At 62.5% G+C, this 26,462-nt stretch carries 20 protein-coding genes; 12 read left to right on the top strand and 8 right to left on the bottom strand.

The genetic code is table 11. From position 1 onward, the window contains the following. Window positions 1-2: 2 nt before the first annotated feature. Complete coding sequence (locus tag IPM12_00870; protein ID MBK9146350.1) at window positions 3-443, bottom strand: hypothetical protein; 441 nt, start codon at window positions 441-443, stop codon at window positions 3-5. A gap of 242 nt (window positions 444-685) precedes the next feature. Between IPM12_00870 and IPM12_00875 the strand changes: the two genes are divergently transcribed. The 11 genes from IPM12_00875 to IPM12_00925 all read left to right on the top strand — a co-directional run bounded on the left by IPM12_00875 (window position 686) and on the right by IPM12_00925 (window position 16,951). Then, window positions 686-1,078: a hypothetical protein gene (locus tag IPM12_00875; protein ID MBK9146351.1), complete on the top strand. Its 393-nt coding sequence runs from the start codon at window positions 686-688 to the stop codon at window positions 1,076-1,078. 7 nt (window positions 1,079-1,085) lie between these two features. Continuing rightward, window positions 1,086-1,793 (top strand): DUF2490 domain-containing protein, encoded by a 708-nt coding sequence (locus IPM12_00880; protein ID MBK9146352.1) that lies wholly within the window; start codon window positions 1,086-1,088, stop codon window positions 1,791-1,793. 4 nt (window positions 1,794-1,797) lie between these two features. After that, window positions 1,798-2,463: an SCO family protein gene (locus tag IPM12_00885; protein ID MBK9146353.1), complete on the top strand. Its 666-nt coding sequence runs from the start codon at window positions 1,798-1,800 to the stop codon at window positions 2,461-2,463. A 31-nt stretch (window positions 2,464-2,494) separates the two neighbouring features. Further along, window positions 2,495-3,118 (top strand): L,D-transpeptidase, encoded by a 624-nt coding sequence (locus IPM12_00890; protein MBK9146354.1) that lies wholly within the window; start codon window positions 2,495-2,497, stop codon window positions 3,116-3,118. Between the two features lie 28 nt (window positions 3,119-3,146). Next, window positions 3,147-4,457, top strand: coding sequence for a DNA recombination protein RmuC (rmuC, locus tag IPM12_00895; GenBank protein MBK9146355.1), 1,311 nt, complete (start codon window positions 3,147-3,149; stop codon window positions 4,455-4,457). Then, window positions 4,454-5,737: a GWxTD domain-containing protein gene (locus IPM12_00900; protein MBK9146356.1), complete on the top strand. Its 1,284-nt coding sequence runs from the start codon at window positions 4,454-4,456 to the stop codon at window positions 5,735-5,737. Before rmuC ends, IPM12_00900 begins: the two co-directional genes overlap by 4 nt. A 104-nt stretch (window positions 5,738-5,841) precedes the next feature. Next, on the top strand, window positions 5,842-6,582 hold the full coding sequence (gene rlmB, locus IPM12_00905; protein MBK9146357.1) for a 23S rRNA (guanosine(2251)-2'-O)-methyltransferase RlmB: 741 nt from the start codon (window positions 5,842-5,844) through the stop codon (window positions 6,580-6,582). 154 nt (window positions 6,583-6,736) lie between these two features. After that, the gene (locus IPM12_00910) at window positions 6,737-7,102 is read left to right on the top strand and encodes a hypothetical protein (protein ID MBK9146358.1); all 366 of its coding nucleotides are present in this window, start codon (window positions 6,737-6,739) and stop codon (window positions 7,100-7,102) included. Further along, complete coding sequence (locus tag IPM12_00915) at window positions 7,099-14,109, top strand: choice-of-anchor L domain-containing protein (protein ID MBK9146359.1); 7,011 nt, start codon at window positions 7,099-7,101, stop codon at window positions 14,107-14,109. The genes IPM12_00910 and IPM12_00915 overlap by 4 nt, the downstream gene beginning before the upstream one ends. Before the next feature lie 11 nt (window positions 14,110-14,120). Continuing rightward, window positions 14,121-15,050, top strand: coding sequence for a type IX secretion system membrane protein PorP/SprF (locus IPM12_00920; GenBank protein MBK9146360.1), 930 nt, complete (start codon window positions 14,121-14,123; stop codon window positions 15,048-15,050). A 5-nt stretch (window positions 15,051-15,055) separates the two neighbouring features. Then, a complete protein-coding gene (locus tag IPM12_00925) occupies window positions 15,056-16,951 on the top strand; it encodes an OmpA family protein (GenBank protein ID MBK9146361.1) in 1,896 nt (631 codons plus the stop codon). 8 nt (window positions 16,952-16,959) lie between these two features. Here IPM12_00925 and IPM12_00930 read toward each other — a convergent pair whose 3' ends face one another. Then, window positions 16,960-18,498, bottom strand: coding sequence for a hypothetical protein (locus tag IPM12_00930; GenBank protein ID MBK9146362.1), 1,539 nt, complete (start codon window positions 18,496-18,498; stop codon window positions 16,960-16,962). A gap of 93 nt (window positions 18,499-18,591) precedes the next feature. Between IPM12_00930 and IPM12_00935 the strand changes: the two genes are divergently transcribed. Then, a complete protein-coding gene (locus IPM12_00935) occupies window positions 18,592-21,045 on the top strand; it encodes a hypothetical protein (GenBank protein MBK9146363.1) in 2,454 nt (817 codons plus the stop codon). Window position 21,046: 1 nt separating this feature from the next. On the opposite strand, the gene IPM12_00940 is transcribed toward IPM12_00935, so the two are convergent. The 6 genes from IPM12_00940 to IPM12_00965 form a co-directional block, all read right to left on the bottom strand. Then, window positions 21,047-21,889, bottom strand: a complete 843-nt coding sequence (locus IPM12_00940) for a hypothetical protein (GenBank protein MBK9146364.1) — start codon at window positions 21,887-21,889, stop codon at window positions 21,047-21,049. Window positions 21,890-21,968: 79 nt separating this feature from the next. After that, window positions 21,969-23,255 carry a phosphopyruvate hydratase gene (gene eno / locus IPM12_00945; protein ID MBK9146365.1) on the bottom strand — a complete coding sequence of 429 codons (1,287 nt, stop codon included), beginning with the start codon at window positions 23,253-23,255 and terminating at the stop codon, window positions 21,969-21,971. 45 nt (window positions 23,256-23,300) lie between these two features. Continuing rightward, the gene (gene carA, locus IPM12_00950; protein MBK9146366.1) at window positions 23,301-24,437 is read right to left on the bottom strand and encodes a glutamine-hydrolyzing carbamoyl-phosphate synthase small subunit; all 1,137 of its coding nucleotides are present in this window, start codon (window positions 24,435-24,437) and stop codon (window positions 23,301-23,303) included. Then, window positions 24,344-24,841 (bottom strand): carboxypeptidase regulatory-like domain-containing protein, encoded by a 498-nt coding sequence (locus IPM12_00955; protein MBK9146367.1) that lies wholly within the window; start codon window positions 24,839-24,841, stop codon window positions 24,344-24,346. The genes carA and IPM12_00955 overlap by 94 nt, the downstream gene beginning before the upstream one ends. An 82-nt stretch (window positions 24,842-24,923) precedes the next feature. Next, on the bottom strand, window positions 24,924-25,421 hold the full coding sequence (rplQ, locus tag IPM12_00960) for a 50S ribosomal protein L17 (protein ID MBK9146368.1): 498 nt from the start codon (window positions 25,419-25,421) through the stop codon (window positions 24,924-24,926). Window positions 25,422-25,462: 41 nt separating this feature from the next. Next, window positions 25,463-26,452, bottom strand: a complete 990-nt coding sequence (locus IPM12_00965) for a DNA-directed RNA polymerase subunit alpha (protein ID MBK9146369.1) — start codon at window positions 26,450-26,452, stop codon at window positions 25,463-25,465. Between the last annotated feature and the right edge of the window lie 10 nt (window positions 26,453-26,462).

A 26,462-nucleotide genomic window follows, 5' to 3' on the forward strand; every position in this document is an offset into this window, starting at 1 on the left:
GATCACACGTTCACGTCTTTCAGGCCTTCGAGCAGGCTGGCCAACAGGGCATTCGGATCGGTGGTGATCGGGAGCTCGATCTGCACATGACGGGCATCGCTGAACTGCTGTCCGTTGCGGAAGCCCTTGCTGATGTTCAGGAACAGCGAGCGCGGGTATTCACCGGTGAAGTGCAGCTGCACCGCGTAACCACCGGCCATGCGGAGCACATAGCGCGGGTAATGGCTGTGCGCATCAACCCATTGCGTGTCCTCCTCGAGCACATGACCCTTGGTCCTGAGGTCCTCGCCCCATTGGTCCATCACGTAATAGAGCGTGTCCTCGACGAAGATCTCAGGGTCGCGTGGGAGTTGGTTCTGGGAACGGTCAACCGGTGCCAGCAGGCGCGAGCGTGTGCTCCGAAGCGCAGTGGCGATATCGTCAATCTGTGCGGTGAAGGTCATTTCAATGCGTGTCTTCTCTCACGTTCGCGGGGCAAAGTATCTGACTGCGGCGTGATGGAACAAACCAGTGGGATTTGTTTTCCACGATCCGGGCGCACAGTCATGACCATCATCATATCCTGCTGCGGAGGGCGTTGCAGCTTCACCAATCGGCGGCCCCATGGCTGGGCGCTGCTCCTGCACTTCCCATGTCTGCCGTGCAGGCTCCACTTCTACATTTACCGCTCCTTAAACCGCAGTTGATGAACAAGTTCAATTGGCCTGCACTGCTCGCGGGCCTGGCAGTCCTTAGCGCCTGCAGCAAGGATCCGGGCGAAGGCGGCCGGGCTGAGATACGGGGCCTTCTGTACGAGCAGCGCTACAATGGCTCCTCTCCGCAAGGGCAGCCCTATCCGGTTGCCGATGCGCGTGTCGCCATCATCTATGGCGATGGCGAGTACGCCGATGATGATACGCGGACGGGGCCAAACGGTGAGTTCCGCTTCGCCTGGCTGCGCAAGGGTGATTACCGGTTGTATGCGATCAGCGAGTGCCAGAGCTGCCCAAGCGGTGAGGAGGGCGTGTACCTCGATGTGAGCATCAACGGGCGCAAGCAGGTGGTGAACGTGGGCACCATCACCATCCGCAACTACTGATCAAAGGATGAGGCGGCACCGCGCACGCCCGGTCGTGCTCGCAGCGGCGCTCCTGCTCGCATTCGCAGCAGAGGCCCAGGATCCCTTGCGCCCAGCGCAGCGCCAGGAGCTCTGGGTATCCGCAGCCGCGACCTCGCGCTTGCCGGAATCGCTGCATGGCCTATTGGGCAGGCGCTATGATCGATTCCGCGTGCGCGGTGAGCTCGGCTACCGCAGCGCCGATGTGTTCTTCGCGGGCCGGCAGATCTACCTCGATGTGAACCTGCGCTTCAAGCCGAAGAAGTGGCTGGCACTGGCCGTGGAGCACCGTTTCGCCGGGCGCACCGGAACGACCGGCTTGCGCAACCGCAGCATCGTGCAGGCCGAGATGCAGAAGGAGATGGGCCGGGCAACAGCCGAGTACCGCTTCGTTTACCAGCACAGCTTCATCGAGTGGGGCGGCCAGCGTGAAGTGTTCCGCAACCGCTTCCAGCTCGGCTACAACATCCCGAAGTGGAAGTTCGATCCGGAGCTGAGCGTCGAGCTCTTCACCTGGGCCGGTTACAGAGGCTGGTCGTACTTCGGTACCCGATGGCAATTCAGCACGGAATACAAGCTGGCCAAAGGCCATGCGATCAGCGCTGCGCTGGTGCATGACCGCGAACGCGACAGGGCTTGGCCAACCCACCGATGGATCGGCTCCTTCACTTATACGGTGAACCTGCGCGACCTTTGAGCGCGTGAACCCGCTGCTGCTCCGCATCGCAGCCTTCTCGGCCATCGCCGCAGGGCTCATCATCACGGGCTACTTCATCGTCCGGCCTTCCGACCGTCTCCCGGTCCTCCACCCGAAGCAGATCAACCCACGGCTGGTAGATGCCGATGTGCGCCAAGCCGAGGGCGAGCACCGCATCAGCGACTTCATGCTGATCGATCAACGCGGAGACACGGTCACCCTCGCCACTGCGGAAGGGCGCATCATCATCGCGGACTTCTTCTTCACCACCTGCCCGACCATCTGCCCGAAGATGACCACGAACCTCGCGCGCGTGCAGCAAGCCTATCCTGGCGATGCGCGGCTCATGATCCTCTCCCACTCGGTGACGCCCGAGGCGGACAGCGTGCCCGTGCTAGCAGCCTACGCCGCGCTCCATGGCGCCGACCATGCCCAATGGCGATTCCTCACCGGAGACCGGGCGCAGATCTACCGACTCGCGCGCCGTAGCTACTTCGCGTGCCTCGACGAGGGAGATGGCGGCCTGCAGGATTTCGTGCATACCGAGAACCTGGTGCTCGTGGACCCGCAGTGGCGCTTGCGCGGATTCTATGACGGCACCAGCACCGCCGAGACCGATCGGCTCCTCGCTGACATCGAGAAGCTGATGCGCGAAGAGGAGGAACGGTGAATCGTCTCCGTCACGGACTGAACTTCGCACCGTGCGCGCACTGCTCCTGTCCGCCTTGCTCCTGCTGTCACCTTCACTGCCGGCCCAATCGTCCGTGCCGATGGCGCACCCCAAGCAAGGCATCGCGGACATGCTCGTGGAGTACATGGCATTGCGCTATCCCGATGCGAACCTTGCCGGCGACCTGCTCTACATCTCCGCGCGGCGGCAACGGCTCTTCCATGTGCGTGGCAGCCAACTGCTCGCGGATTTCCCGGTTGCGACCAGCAGCAATGGCCTTGGTGGCGCGCAGGACAGCTTCCGCACGCCCACCGGCCTGCACCGCGTGGCAGAGAAGCACGGAGCGCATGTCCCGCCGCTCGGGATCCTGAAAGACCGGGAATTCACCGGCCAACTCGCCGACCCCGACTTCAGCGGCGTGGACAAGGACTGGATCACCTCACGGATCCTATGGCTCGAAGGCATGGAGCCCGGCATCAATATGGGCGAAGGCATCGATAGCTATGCGCGGTACATATACATACACGGCACGGCCAATGAGCGCAGCGTCGGCACGCCCAGCTCACGCGGATGCGTGCGCATGCGGAATGCCGACGTGATCGCCGTGTTCGATCAAGTCCCGGTGGGCGCACTGGTCGTGATCCTCGACAACTGAGGCACGGGCCGCACCTACCTTCGGGGCCGTGCTCCCTGGACTTGCCATCGGACTGCTGCTCGGCTTCATCGTGGGTTACGCCTTTCACGCCTGGCGCACAGGAAAGGCGGGCTTGGAAGTGATGGATCAGCTCCGGACCGCGCATCGCGATGAGGTCGATGGCCTTCGTACGCAGCTCAACGAGCAGGTGCGCCGGACAGAAGAGCGGACCGCCGAAGCCGGGCGCGTCGCGAACGAGTTGGCTGCTGAGAAAGAGAAGCTGAAGCACGCACTGCAGCGCCTCGATGACCAGAAAGCCGAGATCGAGCAAATGCAGCAGCGGATGACCACCGAATTCGAGAACATCGCCAACCGTCTGCTGGCCCAGCGCGGCAAGGAGCTGAATGAGCAGCAGCAGGAGCGCCTCACCGGGATCCTCAAGCCCCTGCAGGAGCGCATCAAGGACTTTGAGGACAAGGTGCAGAAGGCCTACGACGAGGAAGGGCGGCAGCGCTTTGCCTTGAAGGGCGAGGTGGCCCGGCTGGTTGAGCAGAACCAGAGGCTTAGCCAGGATGCCAACGACCTCACCCGTGCCTTGAAAGGCGACTCACAGGCGCAAGGGGCCTGGGGCGAGATGCTCCTGGAGAAGCTGCTCGAATCATCGGGCCTGGTGAAAGGCCAGGAGTATTCGATGCAGGAGAGCACCACGCTGGCCGATGGCTCGCGCCTGCGGCCCGATGCCGTGGTGATGCTGCCTGAAGGCAAGCACATCATCATCGACAGCAAGGTGAGCCTGCTGCACTACGAGCGCTTCGCGTCAGCTACCGATGATGCGGAGCGCGAGCGCATGATGAAGCTCTTCGTGGAGAGCCTGCGCGCGCATGCGAAAGGCCTGGGCGAGAAGGACTACACCAAGCTATACGGCGTGCAGAGCGTTGACTTTGTGCTGATGTTCGTGCCCATTGAACCGGCCTTCCTGCTCGCGCTGCGCGAACGGCCAGAGGTGTTCCAAGAGGCCTATGACCGGCAGGTGGTGATGGTGACGCACACCACCCTGATGGCCACCCTGCGCACCGTACACGGCATCTGGAAGAACGAGCGCATCGCGCAGCACCACCAGGAGATCGCGGAACGGGCCGGCGCCCTATACGAGAAATTCGTTGGCTTCACCGACGACCTGCTGAAGGTGGGCACCGAGATGAATCGCGCGAAGGACTCATACGAATCCGCCATGAAGAAGCTGGGCACCGGAAGCGGAAACCTGGTGCGGCAAGTGGAATTGATGAAGAGGCTCGGCGCGAAGACGAGCAAGAGCCTGAACGAGAAGCTGCTCGCGCGATCAATTGGAGAGGAGCCATGAGCGGGATCAGCCGATTGACCGTCCTTGTGGCCCTGGCCATCACTGCCTGCCGCGGCTCGGCGCCCATCATGCAGCGCGACAACCTCGTGCACGTTTACGGCAAAGGGCCGGCGAGCATCCGCCTCGACGCGCGCGTGCATCACATCGACGGGGAACGTTCCGTGATCTACTTCAAGCTGAACACGGCAGACCTGCTCTATAAGGGCGATGGCATCAGCGGTTCCTTCAAGGCTCGCGCACGCATCACGTACGGCAGTTTCCCGAATTGGGAATCGCGGCAGCTGCTCGATAGCGCCAGCACCATGGTGACCGATGTGAGCACCGCCGCAAACGAAGAACGCGAGCTGATCGGCAGCATCGCCCTTAGTCGGAATTCGGGCCGGAACTTCGTCCTGAAGGTGGTGGCCCGCGACCTGCACCGTGACAACGAGAGCGCCGTGATGCTGCGTGTGGAAGGAGCCGATGAGATGGCCCAGCAGCACTTCCTCCCGATCGACCCGAACAACGGCCTGCCCCTCTTCAGCGATCATCAACCAGCATATCGTGCCATCGCCGTGCGCAACGAGGCCCTCCCAGGCGCCACCCTGCGCATCACCCGCCACACCATGCCCCAGCACATGCCCTCACCGGTATTCAGCACCGATGCGCGCGACCGCAGCGATCCGCAGGCGGACAGCTCCTTCACGGTGGTCATGGATTCCACGGGCCGGTGCGACCTGCCTCCGCTGGGCCCCGGCATCTATCACTTCGCCAAGGATTCGCTTGCTGCGGGCCTGAGCCCCGGCTATACGCTGGTGCTGCTTGAAAAGGCCTTCCCGTGGGTGGACCATGCCGAGGACCTGCTGAAGCCCTTGCGCTACATCACCAGCCTCCAGGAATTCGAGCGTATCAGCAAGGAGGCCGATACGCGCAAGGCGGTCGAGCGCTTCTGGATCGATGCGTCAGGCGATCGCGAGCGCGCACGCGAGGCGCTACGGATCTATTATGGCCGGGCGGAGAACGCCAACCGCCACTTCAGCGCGCTCACCGAAGGCTGGCGCACCGATCGAGGACTGGTTCACATCATCTTCGGCACCCCCACCACCATCTACCGGAGCGATCGCGGCGAGACCTGGACCTACGGCGAAGAGAACAACATCATGAGCCTCTCCTTCAATTTCGTGCGGCGCAAAAGCGCATTGACGGACAACGATCTCTGGCTCGAGCGTGATGCCACCTTGAAGGGCGCCTGGTACCGCAACGTGGAGAGCTGGAGGAATGGAAGGGTATATCAGAATTGAGGCTGAAGGATCATGGTTTCGGAACTGTAGCGTCTCCCGCCAGATGGCTGGGACACCGGGTTGACTCGCCAGGCTGAAGGTTGAACGCAAGACGAACAAGGAGCATGCGCGACAAGGAGCTGATTTGCGGAGCACACGCGGTGATCGAGGCGATCCGCGCAGGCAAGAATGTAGAGAAGCTGTTGCTGCGCCGTGAGGCTGGCGGAGAAGGCATCCGGGAGATCCGAGCGCTGGCCTTGGAGCGCGGCATACCGTGGCAACCCGTGCCCGTGGAGAAGCTCGACCGGCTCACGCGCACCGAGCATCAAGGTGTGATCGCGCTGTTGAGCCCGGTTGATGAGCAGGACCTCGACGAGGTCATCGCGCAAGCCTACGAGCGGGGTGAAGCGCCATTGATCATTGCACTTGATGGCGTCACGGACGTGCGCAACCTCGGCGCGATCGCCCGCAGCGCCGAGTGCTTCGGGGCGCATGCCCTGCTGGTGCCCAAGCAAGGAACAGCGCGCTTAGGCAGCGATGCCGTGAAAAGCAGCGCCGGCGCCTTGATGCGCAAACCGGTTTGCCGGGTATCGCGCTTGACCGAAGGATTGAATCGCGCTCGCGCGCATGGGCTGCGCATCGTTGCCCTCACCGAGAAAGCCAGCACTACCCTGCACGGCACCGACCTCAGCGGCCCGCTTGTGGTGGTGCTCGGTGACGAAGGGGAAGGGATTTCGGACCCTGTGCTGCGCATGGCCGATGCCTTGGCGAGCATTCCCATGGCCGGCAGCATCGGTTCGCTCAATGTGAGCGTAGCCGGCGGCATTGCCTTGCACGCCGTGCTCCACGCCCGGATGGCCGGGTAGAATCCATCGGGTGCATGCGCTTGGCCGGCCTGCCCTGAGAGGGCATCCAACGGTCCGCGCCCGGAACATTCCAGCGCCCGAACCGGTATAAGGCGTCCGGAAAACGACCGGCCGCTGCGGACCACTCATCCGGACGGCCCTGAACAACAGGACCATGAAGCAGATCACAGGCTTCGGTTACGTGGTGGCGATCGCCACGTTCCTGCTCACCAGCACCAGCGGCGCGGCACAAGGGCATGCACCTGCCACAGCCTACGCAGTTCGCGTCGAAGGCCTTACAAGCGAGGACCGCGATGCACTAAGACTCCAATTGAAGAACCAGAGTGACCTGCAACTGATCTATGCCTGTGTGCCGGCTGGCGTGCTGGTCTTCGAAAGCGGTCCCGGAACCACGCCGGAAACGCGCAAGCTCCGCGCAAATGCACTCGTGCGCTCAAGGACGGAAGCAACGAGCATCACCGAGCTGCCCGAAGGCTTGGCCGGTGCCGAGGCCGCATGCGCCCAAACCCGGAACCGATGAGGAGCCTGTCCCGCGTACTTCAGCCATTCTCCTTCGCCGGCCTTTACGCCGGTTTTCTGGCATCGGCGCCTTTGCAGGCCCAGCTCACCGTTGCCCCCCAGGCCGACCTGCAGCAATTAGCCGAGGCCATCAGCGGACCTGGCGTGCTGATCAGCAATCCATCCATCACCTGCCACGCTGAAGGCTACGGGGAGTTCAGCTACGCCGGGAGCCTTTGGGGCCTGGAGAGCGGCGCAATCCTGTCCAGCGGCCGCATCACGGAAGCCATCGGGCCCAACGATGCCGAGAACAAGACCTTCCAGCAAGGCACCTCCGGCAGCAGCTTGCTCAACACGGTGACCGGCCGCAGCACGCGTGACGCGTGCCAGTTCGAGTTCGACATCATCCCCAGCGGAGATAGCCTCCGCTTCGATTTCGTCTTCGGCAGCGAGGAGTACAATGAATGGGTTGGCTCCCAATACAATGATGTCTTCGGCTTCTTCATCAGCGGCCCGGGCATCATCGGGGACCCAGGCATCGGGGCCGACCGCAACATCGCCTTGGTGCCGGGCACCAGCGACCCGGTGGCGATCAACAACGTGAATGCCGGCCAGAACAGCACGTACTACCAGTACAACGCTGGTGGCCAGCAGCTCCAGATGGATGGATTCACCACCGGCCTTGTGGCGCGCAGCACGGTGCAGCCCTGCCAGACCTACCACCTGAAGCTCGTAGTGGCCGATGCCAGTGACCGCAAGTTCGACAGTTGGGTATTCATCGAGCGCATCTCCAGCCCGAGCGTCTCGCTGAGCACGCGAACGGTAAACGGCACGGCCAACATGGTCGAAGGCTGCAACCCCGGCTGGATCCGCTTCTCAAGGGACCCCGTGGAGCAGGACCCGCTCACGCTAACCTATTACCTGCAGGGCACCGCGATCAACGGGTCGGATTATTCCGCCATCGGCGATGTGAGCCCGAGCGCTCCGAAGACGATCATCATCCCGGCCGGAGAGGCTTACGTGGAGCAGCCCGTGAATCCCTTGGCCGATGCGGTGAATGAGCCGACGGAGGTCCTGCGCATCATCCTGGGCAATCCGAATTGCCCGGGCCTCGCCATCGATTCGATCGACTTCGACCTCACCGATACGCTGATCGCCACCGTTGAGCCCTTTGGCATGCAGACCATCTGTAGCGGCGGAAGCGTCCAGTTCGATGTGCAGGGCGGTTTGGTGTACGCCTGGAGCCCGGCGACCGGCCTGAATTGCTCCGATTGCCCGAACCCCGTTGCGTCACCGTCGGCGAACACCAATTACTCCGTGGTGATAAACGAAGGCACTTGCGTGCGCACGGTGAGCCGCCTGGTGCGCGTGAGCAATCCTGCGATCGCCAGCACATCAACCCAGCCGCTATGCGATGGCAGCACCAACGGTGCCATCAACATCACCGTGAGCGACGGCATTGCGCCCTACTCCTTCAACTGGACCGGCCCCAACGGCTTCACTTCCGCCAGCGAAGACCTCGTGAACATCGCTGCCGGCGCGTACACCCTTGCGGTCAATGATGCATTCGGTTGCAGCAACGTTCAGAGCTACGACCTCGGCTCACCGCAACCGCTGGCGATATCGCTCGTCCCGAGCATCCTGGTATTCGGGCAGAACATCGCCTGCCATGGCGCCGGCACCGGCACGCTGAGCCTTACGATCACCGGTGGATCCGCACCGCATGCCGTGCTATGGACGGGCCCCAACGGCTTCAGCTCCAACCAACAGAACCTGACAGGGATCGCGGCCGGCGATTACCAAGTGACCGTGACCGATGCCAACGGCTGCACGGCCGCAGGCAGTTACACGATGAGCCAATCACCCGCCCTGAGCGGAGCGATCAGCGGCGTTCAGCACGTCAGCTGCAACGGCGGAAGCAACGGCCAAGCCACGGTGACCGCGAGCGGCGGCATGCCCCCATACGCCTTCAGCTGGAACAGCGCGCCAGCGCAGACCGGAGCAACCGCCACCGGCCTCCCTGCGGGCAACTACTCCGTGACCATTACCGATGGTTACGGCTGCACGGCACAAGCCGCTGTGGCGATCACCGAACCGGCCACGGTCCTCACAGTGGGGATCACCGGCACTACCGATGTGCTCTGCCACGATGGCCTGCAAGGCACGGCGCAAGCCCAAGCCGGCGGTGGCACCGCGCCGTACTTCTATTCGTGGAACAGCATGCCGCCGCAATTCGATGCCAATGCCATTGGCCTCCCTCAGGGCAGCTACACCGTGACCGTGACCGATGCTCAGGGATGCACTGCCCAAGCCGTAGCCAGCATCGGTGGGCCGCAGTTCGAGGTGTGGGCCTTTGCGGAAAGCGTGGCGCCTGTGAGCTGCTTCGGCCTCAGCGATGGCTCAGCCACGCTCGACGTGAGCGGCGGCAGCGGATCCTACACCATCACGTGGAACACCACACCACCACAATCGGGCCTCACGGCTACGGGCCTAGGACCCGGCATGTACTGGGCCCTGGTGATCGACAACAACGGTTGCGACCACGAGAAGTGGGTGCCTGTGGAGATCCTCGGGCCTGCTGCTCCGCTTGAACTGGAGGTGGCGCAAGCCGATATCACCTGCGCGGGCGTCGACAATGGCTCATTGGACCTGACGATCAGCGGAGGACTGTCGCCGTACTCGCATACATGGTCCGATGACTTCGGCGGCAGCACCGGCGTTGAGGACCTCAGCGGCCTCGACCCCGGAGTCTATCACCTGCAAGTGAGCGACGCCGGCGGATGCACCATCGACACGAGCTTCACCATCACGGCGCCTGCACCGATCAGCGCCACCGCGCAGATCACACCGGCTGCCTGCGCAAGCACCCTTACAGGGGCGATTGACCTGAGCGTAAGCGGCGGCACTGCGCCCTACGCATACATCTGGAGCTCGGCCAGCGGCTTCAGCGCCAGCACCGAGGACATCAATGGCATCGGAGCCGGCAGCTACATCGCGATCGTGATCGATGCGAATGGCTGCCAGTACGTGAACGGCTACAACGTATCGCAGCCCGGCGGCTTGCAGGCCAATCTGAGCGTTATTGACCAGAATGGCTACGGTACCAGCTGCTCCGGCGTGAATGATGGCGCGATTGACCTGACCGTGCAGGGCGGTATTGCCCCATACGATATCATCTGGTCCGGACCGAATGGCTTCTCCAGCAGCGCCGAGGACATCAGTGGCCTGGAGCCCGGGACCTACACCGCGCAGGTGATTGACAGCAATGGCTGCATCATCGCCGCGCAGGATTCCATCACGGCTCCTTCACCGTTGGTGGCCGATGCCGTCAGTGCTCTGTTCAACGGCTACAGCGTGAGCTGCCACGGCGGAACCGATGGAGCGATCAATCTCGCGCTCAGCGGAGGCGCAGCGCCCTTCACTGTGATATGGACCGGACCGAACGGCTACAGCTCGAGCAATACCTCGATCGCCGCACTGGCAGCCGGAGAATACCAAGCAGCCATCACTGATGCCAATGGCTGCTCCGCTTCGGCTATCGCAATGCTCACGGAGCCCCCGTTGCTCAGCGCAACCGCACAAGCCTTCGCCTGGCCCAGCGGAAGCAACATCTCCTGCGCCGGAGCGACCGATGGATCCATCGATCTGGGCATTGCCGGGGGCATCGCTCCGTATGGCATCAATTGGACCGATGGCCTCGGCTACACCGCCACCACGGAAGACCTTGATAGCCTTTCCGCCGGTGGTTATCAGGCCTTGATCACGGACGCCAATGGCTGCATCACGAATGCCTTCGCTTTGATCACCGCGCCCGACCCGATCCTGCTCACAGCGCAAGCCGCTCTGATCAACAACAGCAACGTGAGCTGCTATGGTGCAATGGACGGATCGGTCGATGCGACGGTTATCGGCGGATCGGCGCCGTACACCTTCGCTTGGAGCAACGGCGAAACCACGGAAGACCTCATTGGTATCGGTGCGGGCGCGTACACGTTGACCGTCACCGATGCGCACGGATGCGCGTCGAGCGTTTCAATCACGCTGGATGAGCCATCACCCATCAGCGTCGATCTCCTTGCAGTCACTGCTCCGGGCGGCGCCCACGTGAGCTGCCATGGCTCATCGGACGGTACCATCACCAGCACCGTCACTGGAGGCGAATCGCCCCTGAGCTACGCCTGGAGCGGACCAAACGGATTCACCCATTCCGACGCTTCGCCCTCCGGGCTTGGCGCCGGCCTGTACAGCCTGATCGTCACCGACGGGCAGGGCTGCTCCGCGGCAGCAGAACTGACCTTGATGGAGCCGCTTCCGGTCATCGCTTCAATCAGCGCCACCCTGCACAACGGCTTCGCCATAGCCTGCGCCGGCCAGACCAGTGGCAGCGCTGAGGCCAGCGCCAACGGCGGAACAGGCAGCTACAGCTTCGTCTGGAGCGGACCCGGCGGGTTCAGCAGCCCCAATGCTTCGATCAGCGGCCTCCCGGCAGGCAGTTACACGGTGATCGTCACCGATGCCAACGGCTGCACCGGATCGGCCAGTGCTGACCTTCTTGAACCTCAAGTGCTCGATGCCACGATCAGCATCACCGACCTGGGCGGCTTTCACGTAAGCTGCAACGGCAATGATGGCAGCGCCGAAGCGGTGCTCAATGGCGGCACGGCCCCCTACGCGACCGTGTGGACCGGGCCCGATGGATTCAGCAGCACGCTGGCCTCGGTCTCCGGGCTCGCTTCCGGCGATTATCAGCTCACCGTCACCGACGCGAATGGCTGCACGCTCAGCGAGACCATCACGCTCACGGCGCCCATGCCGGTGGAAGCCACCTTCGCAATCTCCGCCAATAACTGCCCGGATGAGGCGAATGGCAGCATCGATGGCGCGATCACCGGCGGTGCGGGCTCATACGCATACACCTGGAGCGGCCCGAACGGGTTCACCAGCACGGATGAGGACCTGAGCGGCCTGAGTTCCGGCACATACAGCCTCATGGTTACGGATGCCCTCGGCTGCAGCGGATCATTCAGCGCGGAACTCATCGGCCCAGCGCCGATCAACAGCGGCACTTATGTCTCCTTCTATGGCCTGTACAACCTGCAGTGCATGGGCGACAGCAGCGGCGTACTCGACCTGACCCCGGTCGGTGGCACCACGCCCTTCAGCGTAGCGATCAGCGGTCCGGGCGGCTTCCAATCCACCGCGCTTACCAATGGTTCACTCGTAGCGGGTGAATACTTGATCACCATCACCGATGCCAACGGCTGCGCGATGGATACGCTGGTGACCCTCACGGAGCCGGGCACGCAGGTGGACGCGCAGCTCAGCGTGAGCGTTTACCCCAGCGGTACCAATGTGAGCTGCTACGGCGCGAGCGACGGCTGGATCGACGCCACCATCACCGGCGGCAGCGGCCCCTACACCTTCGATTGGCGCGGGCCGGACAGCCTTGCCTTCAGCAGCGAGGACATCTTCAACCTGCCGGCGGGCACCTATGCCTACGAACTGGTAGTTACCGACGCGAACCAATGCGCCTTCAGCACCACGGTTACCCTGACGCAGCCTGATAGCGCGATGCAAGCCAATGCCGCGATCAGTGCATACAACGGCTTCGGCGTGAGCTGCGAAGGCAGCAGCGACGGCGCGATCGACCTGAGCTATGGCGGCGGCAACGGCGGTTACTCGGTGAGCTGGGCCGGACCGAACGGCTTCACCTCCAACGACGAAGACCTCAGCGGCCTCACCAATGGCACCTACACCGTGACCATCACCGACTTGAACGGCTGCGAGCTCGTGCAAGCCTATACCCTCGATGCGCCTCCTATCATCGCGACCACTCTATCGCCCTCGGACTTCAACGGGAACGGAGTCAGCTGCGCCGGTGCGAATGACGGTGGCATCAGCGCCGCCATCACAGGCGGTACCGGGCCTTACGCTTTGTCATGGAGCGGGCCGGGCAGCTTCAGCAGCAGCGACGCGCAGATCAACGGGCTGGTGGCCGGCACCTATTGCCTGGCCATCACCGATGCGAACGGGTGCACGGCGCAATCGTGCATCGCCCTCGATGAACCAATGCCGCTCCTAGCCATGGTGCAGGCCAACATGGCCTCTTGCGGAAACAGTAACGGCTCGATCCTGTTGAACGCATCGGGAGGGACTGAACCGTACAGCTTCGCCTGGAGCAATGGCAGCAGCGCGCAGAACCTCATCGTCTTGAACAGTGGCGACTACGATGTGCTCGTCACCGATGCCAACGGATGCACCGTCCAGACCAGCGCAGCGATCACGAACACGCCTGCCGTTGAGGCTCAGGCGCAAGTGAGCGATGTGCTCTGCAATGGTGCGGCCACCGGCGGCATCGCAGTGGATGTGATCAGCGGCAGCGCGCCGTACAGCTACGCATGGAGCGATGGAAGCCTGAACGAGGACCTTGCAGGCGCCATCGGGGGCAGCTACGCCTTGGTGGTGACCGATGCGAACGGCTGCACGTGGAACGGCCAATGGACGATCGCTGAGAGCGAAGCCATCGCAATCGAAGCGAGCCTGAGCAGCTACACCGGAGGCTACGAAGTGAGCGCCTTCGGCGGGACCGATGGCAGCGTGATCCTATCGGTGTCCGGTGGCACAGATCCCTACAGCTACTGGTGGTCGAATGGAAGCACCGCCAGCTACCAGAGCGGCCTTCCCGCAGGCACCTACACCGTGACCATCACCGATGCCAACGGTTGCACCGCCACGCGCACCATCACCCTCGAAGAGCCCAACGACCTAGTGATGCCCACGGGCTTCACGCCGAATGGCGATGGGCACAATGACCTCTTCGTGGTGCAGGGCCTCGATGCCTTTCCGGGCAATCTGCTCACCGTGCTCAACCGATGGGGCAACGTGGTGCTGGAGCAGCTCAACTACAAGAACGACTGGGCCGGTGACAATGCCAAAGGAGAGCCGCTGCCCAACGGCACCTACTTCGCCATCCTCAGCATCAACAGCGGGCAGCGCAATCTGCAGGGCTACGTTGACCTGCGCCGCTAACGCCGAAGCATATGAAGCACGCACGACTCTACCTGGTCCTCGCAGCGCTTGCTGCAGCCATTGCCGCCAGCGCGCAGCAGGAGGTGATGGTGAGCCAGTACATGTTCAACGGGCTCTTCTTGAACCCCGCGTATGCCGGAAGCCACGGTTATGCCAGCAGCAGCTTGCTCCACCGCAGCCAATGGATGCAGGTTGATGGCGCCCCGCGCACCAGCATGCTCGCCATCGATGGCCCGCTGATGAACAATAAGATGGGCCTCGGATTCTCTCTGGTGCACGACCAGATCGGCGTGAGCCGAGACCTGGACCTGAGCGGGCACTATGCCTACCACCTGCGCGTGGGCAAGCGCAGCAAACTGGCGCTCGGCTTGCGCGCCGGCCTCTCGATCTACAGCGCCCGCGTGAGCGAGCTGCGCCATTGGGATTCTGCCGACCCGCTCTATCAGCAGGACATCGTGAACGCACCGCTAGGGAAGTTCGGATTCGGACTGTACTGGTACGACCGCACCAGTTACGTGGGGCTGAGCGTGCCCACGATCTACGCAGCCGATGGCCGCATCACGCTTGATGCGCCGGGCGCCTTCGATCACTACTTCACGCAGCACTACTACCTGCACGCCGGCAAGGTCCTCCCACTCGGCGAGAGCCTCGACATCAAGCCAAGCACCTTGGTGAAGTTCACACCCAACGCGCCGGTGGAGGTCGACATCAACTGCAATGTGCTCTACCGCGAGCGGGTGTGGCTTGGCCTCGGCTACCGCACCGGCGATGCCCTGGTAGCCATGGCGGAGTACCAGATCAGCCCGCAGCTGCGCATCGGATATGCGTATGACATGACCACCTCGAGGCTGCGCAACTACACCAGCGGGAGCCACGAGATCATGCTCGGACTCGACTTCGGGAGGGACCTGGTGCGCATCAAGACACCGCGATACTTCTGATGGACATGCGAACGACGAAGCCCTTCATCCTGCTCACCTCAGCGCTGGTCACCGGTTGCGCCCAGCACCAGCTCGCGCAAGCCGACAAGGCCATCGACCGGATGGCCTACGCAGAAGCTGCGCCGCGCTATGAACGCGCGCTGGCCTCCATCAGCGATCGCAGCGCCATGCTGCGCGCGGCCGATGCCTATTGCAGGCTGAACCAACCCGCGAAGGCCGCAGCCTGGTTCGCCGCCGCCGATCGCATCCAACCGCTCCAGGGCGACGACGCCATCGCCCATGGCCGCGTGTTGACCGCCTTGGGCCGGACGGGAGAAGCCGCGCATCAGTTCGAGCGCGCCCTAATCGAACGGCCCGAGGACCCCCTCGTGCGCGAGCTCGGCATGGCCATCGCCGATCGCGAAGCCTTCTTCGCGGACACCACGCTGTTCACGATCGCTCCTGTCCACATTGATGGCCTCACCAGCGCATTCAGTGCCGTGCCCATGGGCAGCAAGCTGCTGATCGCCGCCGAGCGCGAACGGGACGGGGGCAAGGCCAACCCATGGAACGGCGAAGCCTTCCTGGACCTCTTCACCATAGAGGCGCGCGAAGGCATCATGGCAGGCGCCGCTCAACCATTGGCCGGAGATGTGAACGGCCGTTTCCATGACGGACCGGCCGTGCTGAGCGCCGATGGCCGCACCATGTACTTCACCCGCAGCGACTACTTCCGCTTCCGTCTGAACAAGGACGAGCAGGGAACCAGCCACCTGATGCTCTTCCGCGCCGAGCTGCAGGCCGATGGCCGTTGGGGCCAGGTAAGCTCATTCGCGTACAACGGAGAGGACTTCAGCGCGGGCCACGCCGCCCTCAATGCCGACGGCTCCGTGCTCTATTACATCAGCGACATGCCAGGCGGTTATGGCGGCACCGACCTCTACGCCTGCGACCGAACCGAGGACGGATGGGGCTATCCGCGCAACCTCGGGCCCACCGTAAACACGGCCGGCAACGAGATGTTCCCCACCCTGCACGGCGACACTCTCTGCTTCGCCAGCAATGGCCACCGCTCCTTGGGCGGGCTCGACATCTTCCGCTCCGTGCTGCGCGATGGCGAATGGTCGGCGCCGGAGAACCTCAACTACCCCATCAATACGCGGTTCGATGACTTCGCTCTGGTGATGCTTGATGGACGCAAAGGATACCTGAGCAGCAATCGAGCAGGCCGTGATGGCATCTACCGCTTCCAGGAGAACGACCCCACGCTGGTGCTGAACATCTCGGTATTCGACCAGGAGGATGGTTCGCCCATGGCTGGCGCCGAGGTGCGGCTCCTCGAGCACATGCGCACCGAAGGATTGACACTTTATACCGACAATGATGGCGAGGTCCGATTCCCGCTCAGCGTTGACAAGCTCTACGAGGTGCTCGCGAGCAAGGACGGCGTATTCACCGAGCGCCGGCAGGTGAGCACGATGAATCAGCGCATCAGCCGCGATTTCAGCGAAGAATTCAGCATGCAGCGCGTGGTGGTGGACAAGCCGATCGTGATCGAGAACATCTATTACGATTATGACAAGTGGGATATCCGGCCCGATGCGGCCATCGAGCTCGATAAGGTGGCACAGCTCTTCATCGACAATCCGGCCTTGAGCTTCGAGCTGGGCTCGCACACCGACAGCCGCGCAAGCGATATGTACAACCTGGTGCTGAGTGATGCGCGGGCGCACAGCGCGGTGGATTACCTGATCCGCAAAGGGGTGCCCTCAGACCGCATCAGCGCCCGCGGCTATGGCGAGCGCAAGCTGGTGAACCGCTGCACGGACGGCGTGGAATGCCCGGAGGAAGAGCACCAGGCCAACCGGCGCACGGAGTTCAAGGTGGTGAAGGTGATGCCGATGGTGAGCGAGCGCCGCTGAAGCCTCGCTCAGGGCGCCTCCAGCGCATGCCGACGCACCACATCGCTGAAGGACTCGCCGGTTGACTTGGCCTCGGCCCAGGCGAGCACATCGAAGTACTTGAGCACAAGTCGCTCATTCGGGTCGTTCAGGAGCTCGGCGAGCTGGCCGTGCAAGGCCTTGAACAGATCGCGCTTCTGGGTAACCTCCGAGGCGCGGGCCAAGGTCCTGATGCCATCGATGAGCACCACTTCCACGTCATTGGCCCGCTGGCGCTTGTCGAGGAAGCGCTGGGTGCTGCGCACGATGTACGAGAGGAGGTCGTAGTTGCCCAATTCATAGTGCACCACCAGGTTGAACAGCCGCGCATAGGTGAAGATGTCCTGCCGCAAGGTGGTCTCATTGTCGTTGAGCACCTTGTTGAGCCAGGCCAAGGCCTTGTTCACCTGGCCGGCCCCGAAGTAGGCGCAGGCCATGCACCATTGGAACTCCAGGGCGTACTCCTTGTGCAGCCTGTCGCCCAAGGCCTCCATGCCCGCGATGAAATCCGGCGCCATCTCCACCGCCCGCGCGTGCTCGCCGCCGCGATCGAGCAGGCGCAGCTCGCAGATGGTGCCGGCCACGAACACCTGCGTGGCGATGCTGATGCCGCTGAATCCCGGCTCCTCCGGCAATGCGCGCATCAAGGCGATGTTGGCCCGCGCGCCATCGAGGTCGAGCAGCTCGATCTGGCCGTTGATGATGTAATGCAGCGTGCGCACGTAGCGCTTGGGCAGGTCGGCCTTGATCAGCGGGTTCTCATCGAGGATCTGCTTCACGCGAAGGAACTTCTCCAAGCTGGTGCTCCAATCCCGTTTGGCCCAGTGGCAGAATCCCTGGGTATAGAAGCAGATGGTGGCGGCGCGGCGAGATAGCGCGGTATTCTTCCCCTTGATGAGCTGGTGCTCGCTGATCTCCTCAACCATGGCGTGCTCCTCCTCAGTGCGCACGTACCCACCGCTCCGGAACACATAGTTGATCTTGCTGTAGAGGATGTGGTAGGCCGCAAGGTTCCGCAGCTTCTCGATCACCTCACGCTCCTCTTCGATCAACGCGTCCAGATCCTTGGTGAACTCGCCGCTCTCGTAGGCCTCCTCGAGGAGCATCTTCTCCCAGTTCAGCAGCTCGAATAGATAATAGAAGCGCTCGTTCTCCTTGGCGATGCGCTTGGCCCGGTGCAGGAGCTTGTTGCATTCGGTGTAGAGCGCCTTCTGATAGAGGATCTCGATGTTCTTGATCTCCTGCTTCAGGATCCCGCTCACCGACCCTTCCGCATGGAATGCGCGCAGCGCCTTCAGTATCAGCTTGTACAGGTGGTTCTTCTCCGAGGGCAGGTGCTTGATGAAGGTCTCCTTGGCGAAGAGCTTCTTCAGGGCCTCCTCGTCGTACACCGGCTGCTTGTCGATGGATTCAAAGAGCCGCAGGTAGTTCTTCGGGCCCGATTGCAGCGCGCTGTGCAGCTTGAAGAAGCGCTTCTCAGACTTGGTCAGCGACTTGATCAGGTCGTGCAGTTCGGTGCTCGGCTTCATGCGCTGATGATTCCTAACGGCCGTTCAAATGTAGGAATCCCAAAACGGGTGCCGCCGAATGCATTCCTTGCCTGACGCGGGTACATTTGAGCCATGCCTTTACTTCCCAACAGCCCACGAAGCGGGATGGTTCGGTGCGCACTCGTGCTGCTGGCCATTGCTTCCCATCCTAGGGCATCCGCGCAGTACGATTGCCAGAGCGCGAAGCACGGCCTGCATCATGCTCGCGGATTCGCCAAAGGCGGGGGCCTCGCGCTCTGGCCTTGGGACATCCTGCATCAGCGCATCACGCTCGACCTCACCCAAGGCAACGTGATCAGCGGGGCATGCGCGATCAGCGCGGTCCCGAGGGAGAACGGTCTTTCAACCGTGCCCCTGCAATTGCTCGCGCTCACGGTCGATTCGGTGGTGATGGACAACGCCCTCCTCCCATTCACCCACAGCGGCATCGATCTGATCGCGCAATTGCCCCAGGCCTTCACCACGGATGACACCATCGCATTCACCGTCCATTACAACGGCGATCCTGCGCTGGATCCCAGCGGATTCGGCGGCTTCTACACCACGGGCACCTACCTGTACAACCTGGGCGTGGCCTTCACGAGCGTACCGCACTCCTACGGCCGTGCCTGGTTCCCATGCGCGGACAATTTCACCGAGCGCAGCAGCTACGAATTCATCGTATCCACCACCGCGCCCTACGCCGCTTGGTGCAATGGCGGGCTCCTCAGCGAAACGCAGCCCACGCCCACCACCATCACGCGGCATTGGCGGCTTGATGAATCGATTCCCAGCTACCTCGCCTCGGTTTCAGCTGCCAACTATGCCGTGGTGCGCGATACGCTCACGAGCATCACTTCCGAAGGGATCCCAGTGACCCTCGTGGCGCGCGCGCCCGACACCACCGCGATGAAGAATTCCTTCATCAACCTGCAGGGTGCCTTCGATCGTTTCGAGCAATGGTTCGGGCCCTACCGTTGGAATCGTGTCGGCTATGTGCTCACACCGCAAGGTGCCATGGAGCACGCCACCAGCATCCACTACCCTCAATCCATCGCGAATGGTTCGCTCTCCTACCAGGACGTGATGGCGCATGAGCTCGCGCACCACTGGTTCGGCAACCTGGTGACCTGCGAACGCGCGGAGGAGATGTACCTCAACGAGGGATTCGCGGAGTACCTCGCCTACCTATTCATCGAAGAGGTGAACGGCGCGTCCGCTTACATGAACACGGTTCGCCTGAACCATCGGCGCATGCTGCAGCGCGCGCACCTCGACGATGGTGGCTGGTGGGCCCTGAGCGAGGTGCCCCAGGAATGGACCTACGGTGAGCACAGCTACAATAAGGGCGCGGACGTGCTGCACACCCTGCGCTCGTACATGGGCGACAGCCTCTTCCGCGTGGGACTCACGAGCTTCCTTGACGCCTTCGCCTTCGAGCATGTGAACACGGTGATGCTGCGCGACCACTTGAATCAAGTCACCGGGCTCGACCTCACCGACTATTTCGCCGATTGGATCCAGCAGCCAGGATGGGCCGCATTCGAGGTGGAGGCATTCGATTGGACTGATCAGGGGGATGGCACGAGCACGGTCAGTGTCTCTGTCCAACAGAAGCATCGCGGCCCAGCAGGCCACTACCACAACGTGCCCATGAGCATTTCCTTCGTTCAGCCGGATGGTGAACTATGGACGCTGCCGGAGCCCCTTCTGCTCGGCGGTGGGCTCACCACCTTCTCTGCCACCGTGCCTTTCATTCCGCACGGTGTGTTCCTGAATGCCGATGAGCGCATCAGCCAGGCCGTCACCTTCGACATGGAGGCCTTCAGCGGTCCGGCCACGCGGCAATACACCAATAGCGATATGCGGCTCACGGTGAACAGCACGCCCGCGCCCTTCACCATCCAGATCGAGGAATATTGGGTGGCCGCTGACGAGCAGGTGGATGAGGCCTTCGCGTATGTGGTATCGCCCGACCGCTATTGGCGCATCACCGCCGCGAACCTGCCCTCCGATGCCAGCCTCAGCGGCCGCTTCAACTACGATGGAAGGCCCGCGCCGGCCATCGCCTTCGACAGCGGTTTGATGCAGGATTTCGGCGGCTTGCCGTTCCGCGAGGATAGCTTGGTGATGCTCTATCGCGAAGGGCCTGATTGGCCGTGGGTCCTTCATCCGAACCAAGCGCTCACCACATTGGGCAGCGTCACCGACCGTCAAGGCCGCATCGACATCAACGACCTGCGCCCAGGCGAATACTGCTTCGCCTGGCGTAAGAGCGCGGTGGGCGTCGGCGAGATCAGCGCTGAATCGATTGCATGGACCTTGATGCCGAACCCGGCAGAAGATTTCGTCATCGCGCGCGCTGACCAGCCCGTGCAAGGAGTGATCGAGTTGCTCGATTCACGCGGACGCCTCGTGCGCTGGGAGCCGATCAACGGTGAGCAGGCGCGGATAGAAGTGCAGGGCGTGAAGCAAGGGGCGTATCACGTTCGCTTCGTTTCGACGCATGATTCCGGCGAGAAGGCAGGGAAACTGATCATTGAATAGCCTACAACTCGAATTCCTCCCTCTTCAACAACACGCCATCGGCGGCAAAGCATATGGCGTAGCGGCCGGGCGGCCAACCGCGCACGGCGACCTCCACATCGATGCTGTAGCGCCCTTGACGCAGATCGCGGCCCTCGTCGATCACGCGCAGGGTGCGGCCATCGGCATCCTTCACCACGATGCTGAGCACGCCGGCATGCCGCTGCTGGAAATCGACACGACCGGTGATGCGCGTGGGCGTTGGGTCGAAGGCACGTCCTTGGCCCGGTGCAACGAATGCTGTGGTGTACCACGGCACGGGCCTCCCGGTGAGCGCGGAGAGGAATTGTCGCAGCTCCAACGTAGCGTCATCGTCGTCCGCATCGACCGCGCTGATCGGATTGTCGTCGCTCACGGTCCACACGGCCTGCTGCATGGCGTTCTCCGTATAGCTGGATGCAGCGAGGTGCTGCGCGAGCTTCACGAGGCGCTCATCAGCCAAGCGGCCTTCATCGAAGGCATTGGCGAAAGCGGGGCTCGCATCGCCCGCTTCGCAGCAGAATGCGCGGCAGGCAACGGCTGCGCGACCATGCGGTGCCAAGGCCAGCACTTGATCGCCCACCACCAATAGATCCTGCTGGGTGCTGTCACGGCTACCGAAGCGCCAGCCGCTGGGGATGTGAAGCGTAACCGGTCGCGCGGTGAGGTTCTCGGCTTCCACCCGGAGGCAATGTCCGCTATGGCCGCCAAGCGCTGTGGTGGTGATGCGCGCTTCACCGGCGTGCAGGGCCGGGCCCAGATCAACGGACCACGAGGACGCAGGCAGTGTTGCAGCAGCGCAGAGCAAGTGGACGGTGCGTAGCATGGCGAATGGGTTTGCTCATGCAACGCGAAGGGGCACCAGCTTCGTGCGTCACGAAGATGCCCCCCACATGGATCAGGCTTCAGCTAACGTACCGCAGGCTCTTGCCGGGATAGATCCCCGCAGGGCCTAGCTGCTCCTCAATGCGCAGCAGTTGGTTGTACTTAGCGATCCTGTCGCTGCGGCTTGCGCTGCCGGTCTTGATCATGCCGCAGTTGAGGGCGACGGCCAGATCGGCGATGGTGCTGTCCTCGGTCTCACCGCTGCGGTGGCTCATCACGCTGGTGTACTTCGCGCGATGCGCCATCTCCACGGCCTGGATGGTCTCGGTGAGCGTGCCGATCTGGTTCACCTTCACGAGGATGCTGTTCGCGATGCCTTTCTCGATGCCTTCGCCTAATCGCGCCGTGTTGGTCACGAAGAGGTCGTCGCCAACGAGCTGCACCTTGCTCCCGAGTACTTCGGTCATCTTCTTCCAGCCGGCCCAATCGTCCTCGGCCATACCATCCTCGACGCTCACGATGGGATAACGCTTCGCCCAATCCGCCCACATCGCCACCATCTCATCGCTGGTGAGCGCATCACCGGTGCTCTCCAGGGTGTAGCGCTTCTTCTTCGCATCGTAGAACTCGGTGCTGGCGCAATCGAGCGCGAGCACGATGTCGTCGCCAGGCGTGTAGCCTGCCGCTTCGATGGCCTGCATCACCAGCTTCAGGGCGTCCTCGTTGCTGGGCAAGTCGGGAGCGAAACCGCCTTCGTCGCCCACGTTGGTGCTGAGGCCCTTCTTCTTCAGGACCGCCTTCAGCGAGTGGAAGACCTCAGCGCCCATGCGCAGTCCATCGCTGAAGCGCTTTGCACCCACGGGCATGATCATGAACTCCTGAACATCGACCTTGTTATCGGCATGCGCGCCGCCATTGAGGATGTTCATCAGCGGCACCGGCAGGGTACAGGCATTCACGCCGCCCACGTACCGGAAGAGCGGCAGGTTCAATTCGGCTGCAGCCGCTTTGGCCACGGCAAGGCTTACGCCGAGGATGGCGTTGGCGCCGAGGTTGGCCTTGTTCGGCGTGCCATCGAGGCCGATGAGGGCCCTGTCGATCATGGCTTGATCGGTGATGAGCGCACCGTGCAGCTCGTTATTGAGCGTAGCGTTCACATGCTCCACGGCCTTACGCACGCCTTTACCGAGGTAGCGCTTCTTGTCGCCATCACGGAGTTCCATGGCCTCGTGCGCACCGGTGCTGGCGCCGCTGGGCACGGCCGCACGGCCCATGTGGCCGCTGTCGGCCCAGACATCGACTTCGATGGTGGGATTGCCTCGTGAATCGAGGATCTCGCGTGCGTGGATCTTGGCAATCAGGCCCATCAGGTGAATCAGGGTTGAAGGTTGAGCGGTTGGAGGTTGACCTGCCTATGCGCTTTGCGGCACGGAGCGGCTCGTGCGCAACTGGGCTTTCATCAGTTCAACGAAGCGGTCGAACAGGTACCGGCTGTCGAGCGGTCCCGGTCCTGCTTCAGGGTGGTATTGCACACTGAACACCGGCCGGCCCTTCAGGCGGAAGCCAGCGACGCTTCCATCGTTGAGGTGCACGTGCGTGATCTCAATCGAAGCGTTCGCCTCTGCATCGGTGCGGTTCACCACGAAGCCGTGGTTCTGCGAGGTGATCTCGTCGCGGCCGGTGGTGAGGTCCTTGATCGGGTGATTGATGCCTCGATGCCCGTGGTGCATCTTCTCCGTGCGCATGCCCATGCTCTCCGCCAACAGCTGATGACCCAGGCAGATGCCGAATACGGGCATGCCACTGGCCACTATCGCCTTCACCGACTCCACGCTCGAAGGCATGGCTGCGGGATCGCCGGGGCCGTTGCTGAGCATGATGCCATCCGGTTTCCAAGAGAGCACCTCCTCCACCGGCGTGGCCATGGGGTACACGCGCACCAGGCAACCGCGCTCTGTAAGGCAACGCTCAATATTGCGCTTCACCCCGAAGTCCAAGAGGGCCACCCGGAAGGCTGAATCTGCCGCACCCAAGTCGTAGGCCTTCTGGATGCTCACCGTGCTGCTGAGCTCCAAGCCTTCCATGCTAGGGGCTGAAGCCAACCGTTGGCGCAATAGCGCTACATCCATCTCGATGCTGCTGATCAACGCATTCTGAGCACCATGGTCGCGGATGTGCCGAACAAGCTTGCGCGTGTCGATATCGCTGATGCCCACGATTCCATGGGCTTTCAGGTGATCGTCCAAAGAACCGGTTCCACCGGGACGGCTCCATACCTCGCTGTACTTCTTCACCGCCAGGCCAGCTATGGTTGGCGCGCCGCTCTCCTCTTCGCCCACCTTCACGCCGTAGTTGCCGATGTGCGGCGAGGCCATGGTCATGATCTGGCCGGTGTAGCTCGGGTCCGAGAAGATCTCCTGGTAGCCGGTCATGCCGGTATTGAAGCAAATCTCCCCTACCGTGATGCCGGGCGCCCCAATCGCGCGTCCCCGGAAAAGCGTTCCGTCCGCAAGGAGCAGGAGGGCTTCGGGGCGTTGGCTGATGAGCATGGTTGCGAGCGGCGGCGAAGATACCCGGACCTGCCATCAGCGGATGCTGTGATCGTCCACAGGTGTTGAAAAGCTCCGCGCGGATAGGTCGGCAGCTTCACCTCGTGGAACGCAGCACGGTCACTCAGGACCTCTATGGTGCCCGTGCGCGGCACGTAGCCTCCGGCACAGAAGCGCACCTCATATCTCCCCGGCGGCACATTCGGCCGCAGCAAGTAGAACCCATCGAAATCGGTCATGCCCGGCCCGACTTCGCTGCCTGCGACACTGATTCTCATGAATGGAATCGGCTCGCCGGTAAAGCCGCCGGTGACCTGGCCTTGGATGAAGTGCAGGTGATGCTTCTCCACCTGCGCGCTAACCGTCGCCTGAAGCAATAGCGCGAGCATCACGAGGAAGCGCATACCGAAAATCCCTAGCGCCGTAGCGACTGAAACGCGAAGAGGCGCCCTCGCGAGCGCCTCTTCATAGGGTTAATGTCGGCGATTACTCGCCTTTGGCTTCCTCAGCTCCAGCTTCAGGCTTCGCGTCAGAGGTGCCTTCGGCCTTTTTAGCAGCGGGGCTGCGGCGGCTGCGGCGCGTCTTCTTCGCCTCTGCGCCGGCGCCCTTCTCCTTGGTGTAGATCGTATTGAAGTCCACCAGCTCGATCATGGCCATTTCGGCAGCATCGCCCAAGCGGTTGCCCAGCTTGATGATCCGTGTGTAACCACCGGGGCGCTGCGCCACTTTGGGAGCTACGTCGCGGAAGAGGATGGCCGTTGCCGATTTGTTCTGCAGGTCAGCGAAGACCATGCGGCGGCTGTTGGTGCTATCGTCCTTGCTGCGGGTGATGATGGGCTCTACGAAGCGGCGGAGGGCCTTGGCCTTGGCCAAAGTGGTCTCGATGCGCTTGTGCTCGATGAGCGAGATCGCCATGTTGCTCAGCAGCGCGTCGCGGTGGGCCTTCTTGCGGCCGAGCGCGTTGTTCTTGTTTCCGTGTCTCATTTCAGTTGTCGTTGAGGCGTGTCATGACGCGCCCGTACACGTTATTCCTTGTCCAGCTTGTATTTGCCCAGGTTCATCCCGAAGCTCAGGCCTTTATTCTCCACCAGGTCCTCGAGCTCGGTGAGGCTCTTCTTGCCGAAGTTGCGGAACTTCAAGAGATCGTTCTTGTTGTAGCTCACGAGGTCGCCGAGGGTCTCGATGTCGGCTGCCTTGAGGCAGTTGAGGGCGCGCACGCTGAGATCCATATCGACCAGCTTGGTCTTGAGCAGCTGGCGCATGTGCAGGCTGTCCTCGTCGAAGTTCTCCTCCTGAACGCGCTCCTCCATATCGAGGCTGATGCGCTCGTCGCTGAAGAGCATGAAGTGGTGGATGAGGATCTTGGCGGCTTCCTGCAGGGCGTTCTTCGGGCTGATGCTGCCATCGGTGACCACCTCGATGTTGAGCTTCTCGTAGTCGGTCTTCTCTTCCACGCGGGTGTTCTCCACGGTGTACTTCACATTCTTGATGGGCGTGAAGATCGAGTCGATGAAGATGGTGCCCATGGGCGCGTTCACCTTGTTCTCATCGGCGGGCACGTAACCGCGTCCCTTGCCGATCACCAGGTCGATGCGCAGCTTCACGCTTGTTTCCATGTGGCAGATCACCAGGTCCGGGTTGAGTACCTGGAATCCGGTGGTGCTACGACCGATGTCGCCGGCGGTGAAGCTGTCCTTCCCGCTGATGTTGATGCTCACGCGCTCGCTGCTGCTGTCCTCGAGCTGGCGGCGGAAGCGCACCTGCTTGAGATTGAGCACGATCTCGGTCATGTCCTCGATCACGCCCTTGATGGTGCTGAATTCGTGGTCGACGCCTTCGACGCGCACGCTGGTGATGGCGTAGCCTTCGAGGCTGGAGAGCAGGATGCGGCGCAGGGAGTTCCCGATGGTGATGCCGTATCCGGGCTCGAGGGGGCGGAACTCGAAGATGCCGCGCTTCTCGTCGGATTCGATCATGGTGACCTTGTCAGGGCGCTGGAATTCGAGGATGGGCATGGTGTGTTGC

It is taken from the genome of Flavobacteriales bacterium, from assembly GCA_016716605.1.
GTDB lineage: Bacteria > Bacteroidota > Bacteroidia > Flavobacteriales_F > PHOS-HE28 > PHOS-HE28.

Coding starts and splice junctions, on each gene's coding strand:
- IPM12_00870 (MBK9146350.1), bottom strand. CDS start 443: ATGACCTTCACCGCACAGATTGACGATATCGCCACTGCGCTTCGGAGC.
- IPM12_00875 (MBK9146351.1), top strand. CDS start 686: ATGAACAAGTTCAATTGGCCTGCACTGCTCGCGGGCCTGGCAGTCCTT.
- IPM12_00880 (MBK9146352.1), top strand. CDS start 1,086: ATGAGGCGGCACCGCGCACGCCCGGTCGTGCTCGCAGCGGCGCTCCTG.
- IPM12_00900 (MBK9146356.1), top strand. CDS start 4,454: ATGAGCGGGATCAGCCGATTGACCGTCCTTGTGGCCCTGGCCATCACT.
- rlmB (MBK9146357.1), top strand. CDS start 5,842: ATGCGCGACAAGGAGCTGATTTGCGGAGCACACGCGGTGATCGAGGCG.
- IPM12_00910 (MBK9146358.1), top strand. CDS start 6,737: ATGAAGCAGATCACAGGCTTCGGTTACGTGGTGGCGATCGCCACGTTC.
- IPM12_00915 (MBK9146359.1), top strand. CDS start 7,099: ATGAGGAGCCTGTCCCGCGTACTTCAGCCATTCTCCTTCGCCGGCCTT.
- IPM12_00920 (MBK9146360.1), top strand. CDS start 14,121: ATGAAGCACGCACGACTCTACCTGGTCCTCGCAGCGCTTGCTGCAGCC.
- IPM12_00925 (MBK9146361.1), top strand. CDS start 15,056: ATGCGAACGACGAAGCCCTTCATCCTGCTCACCTCAGCGCTGGTCACC.
- IPM12_00930 (MBK9146362.1), bottom strand. CDS start 18,498: ATGAAGCCGAGCACCGAACTGCACGACCTGATCAAGTCGCTGACCAAG.
- IPM12_00935 (MBK9146363.1), top strand. CDS start 18,592: ATGCCTTTACTTCCCAACAGCCCACGAAGCGGGATGGTTCGGTGCGCA.
- IPM12_00940 (MBK9146364.1), bottom strand. CDS start 21,889: ATGCTACGCACCGTCCACTTGCTCTGCGCTGCTGCAACACTGCCTGCG.
- eno (MBK9146365.1), bottom strand. CDS start 23,255: ATGGGCCTGATTGCCAAGATCCACGCACGCGAGATCCTCGATTCACGA.
- carA (MBK9146366.1), bottom strand. CDS start 24,437: ATGCTCATCAGCCAACGCCCCGAAGCCCTCCTGCTCCTTGCGGACGGA.
- IPM12_00955 (MBK9146367.1), bottom strand. CDS start 24,841: ATGCGCTTCCTCGTGATGCTCGCGCTATTGCTTCAGGCGACGGTTAGC.
- rplQ (MBK9146368.1), bottom strand. CDS start 25,421: ATGAGACACGGAAACAAGAACAACGCGCTCGGCCGCAAGAAGGCCCAC.
- IPM12_00965 (MBK9146369.1), bottom strand. CDS start 26,452: ATGCCCATCCTCGAATTCCAGCGCCCTGACAAGGTCACCATGATCGAA.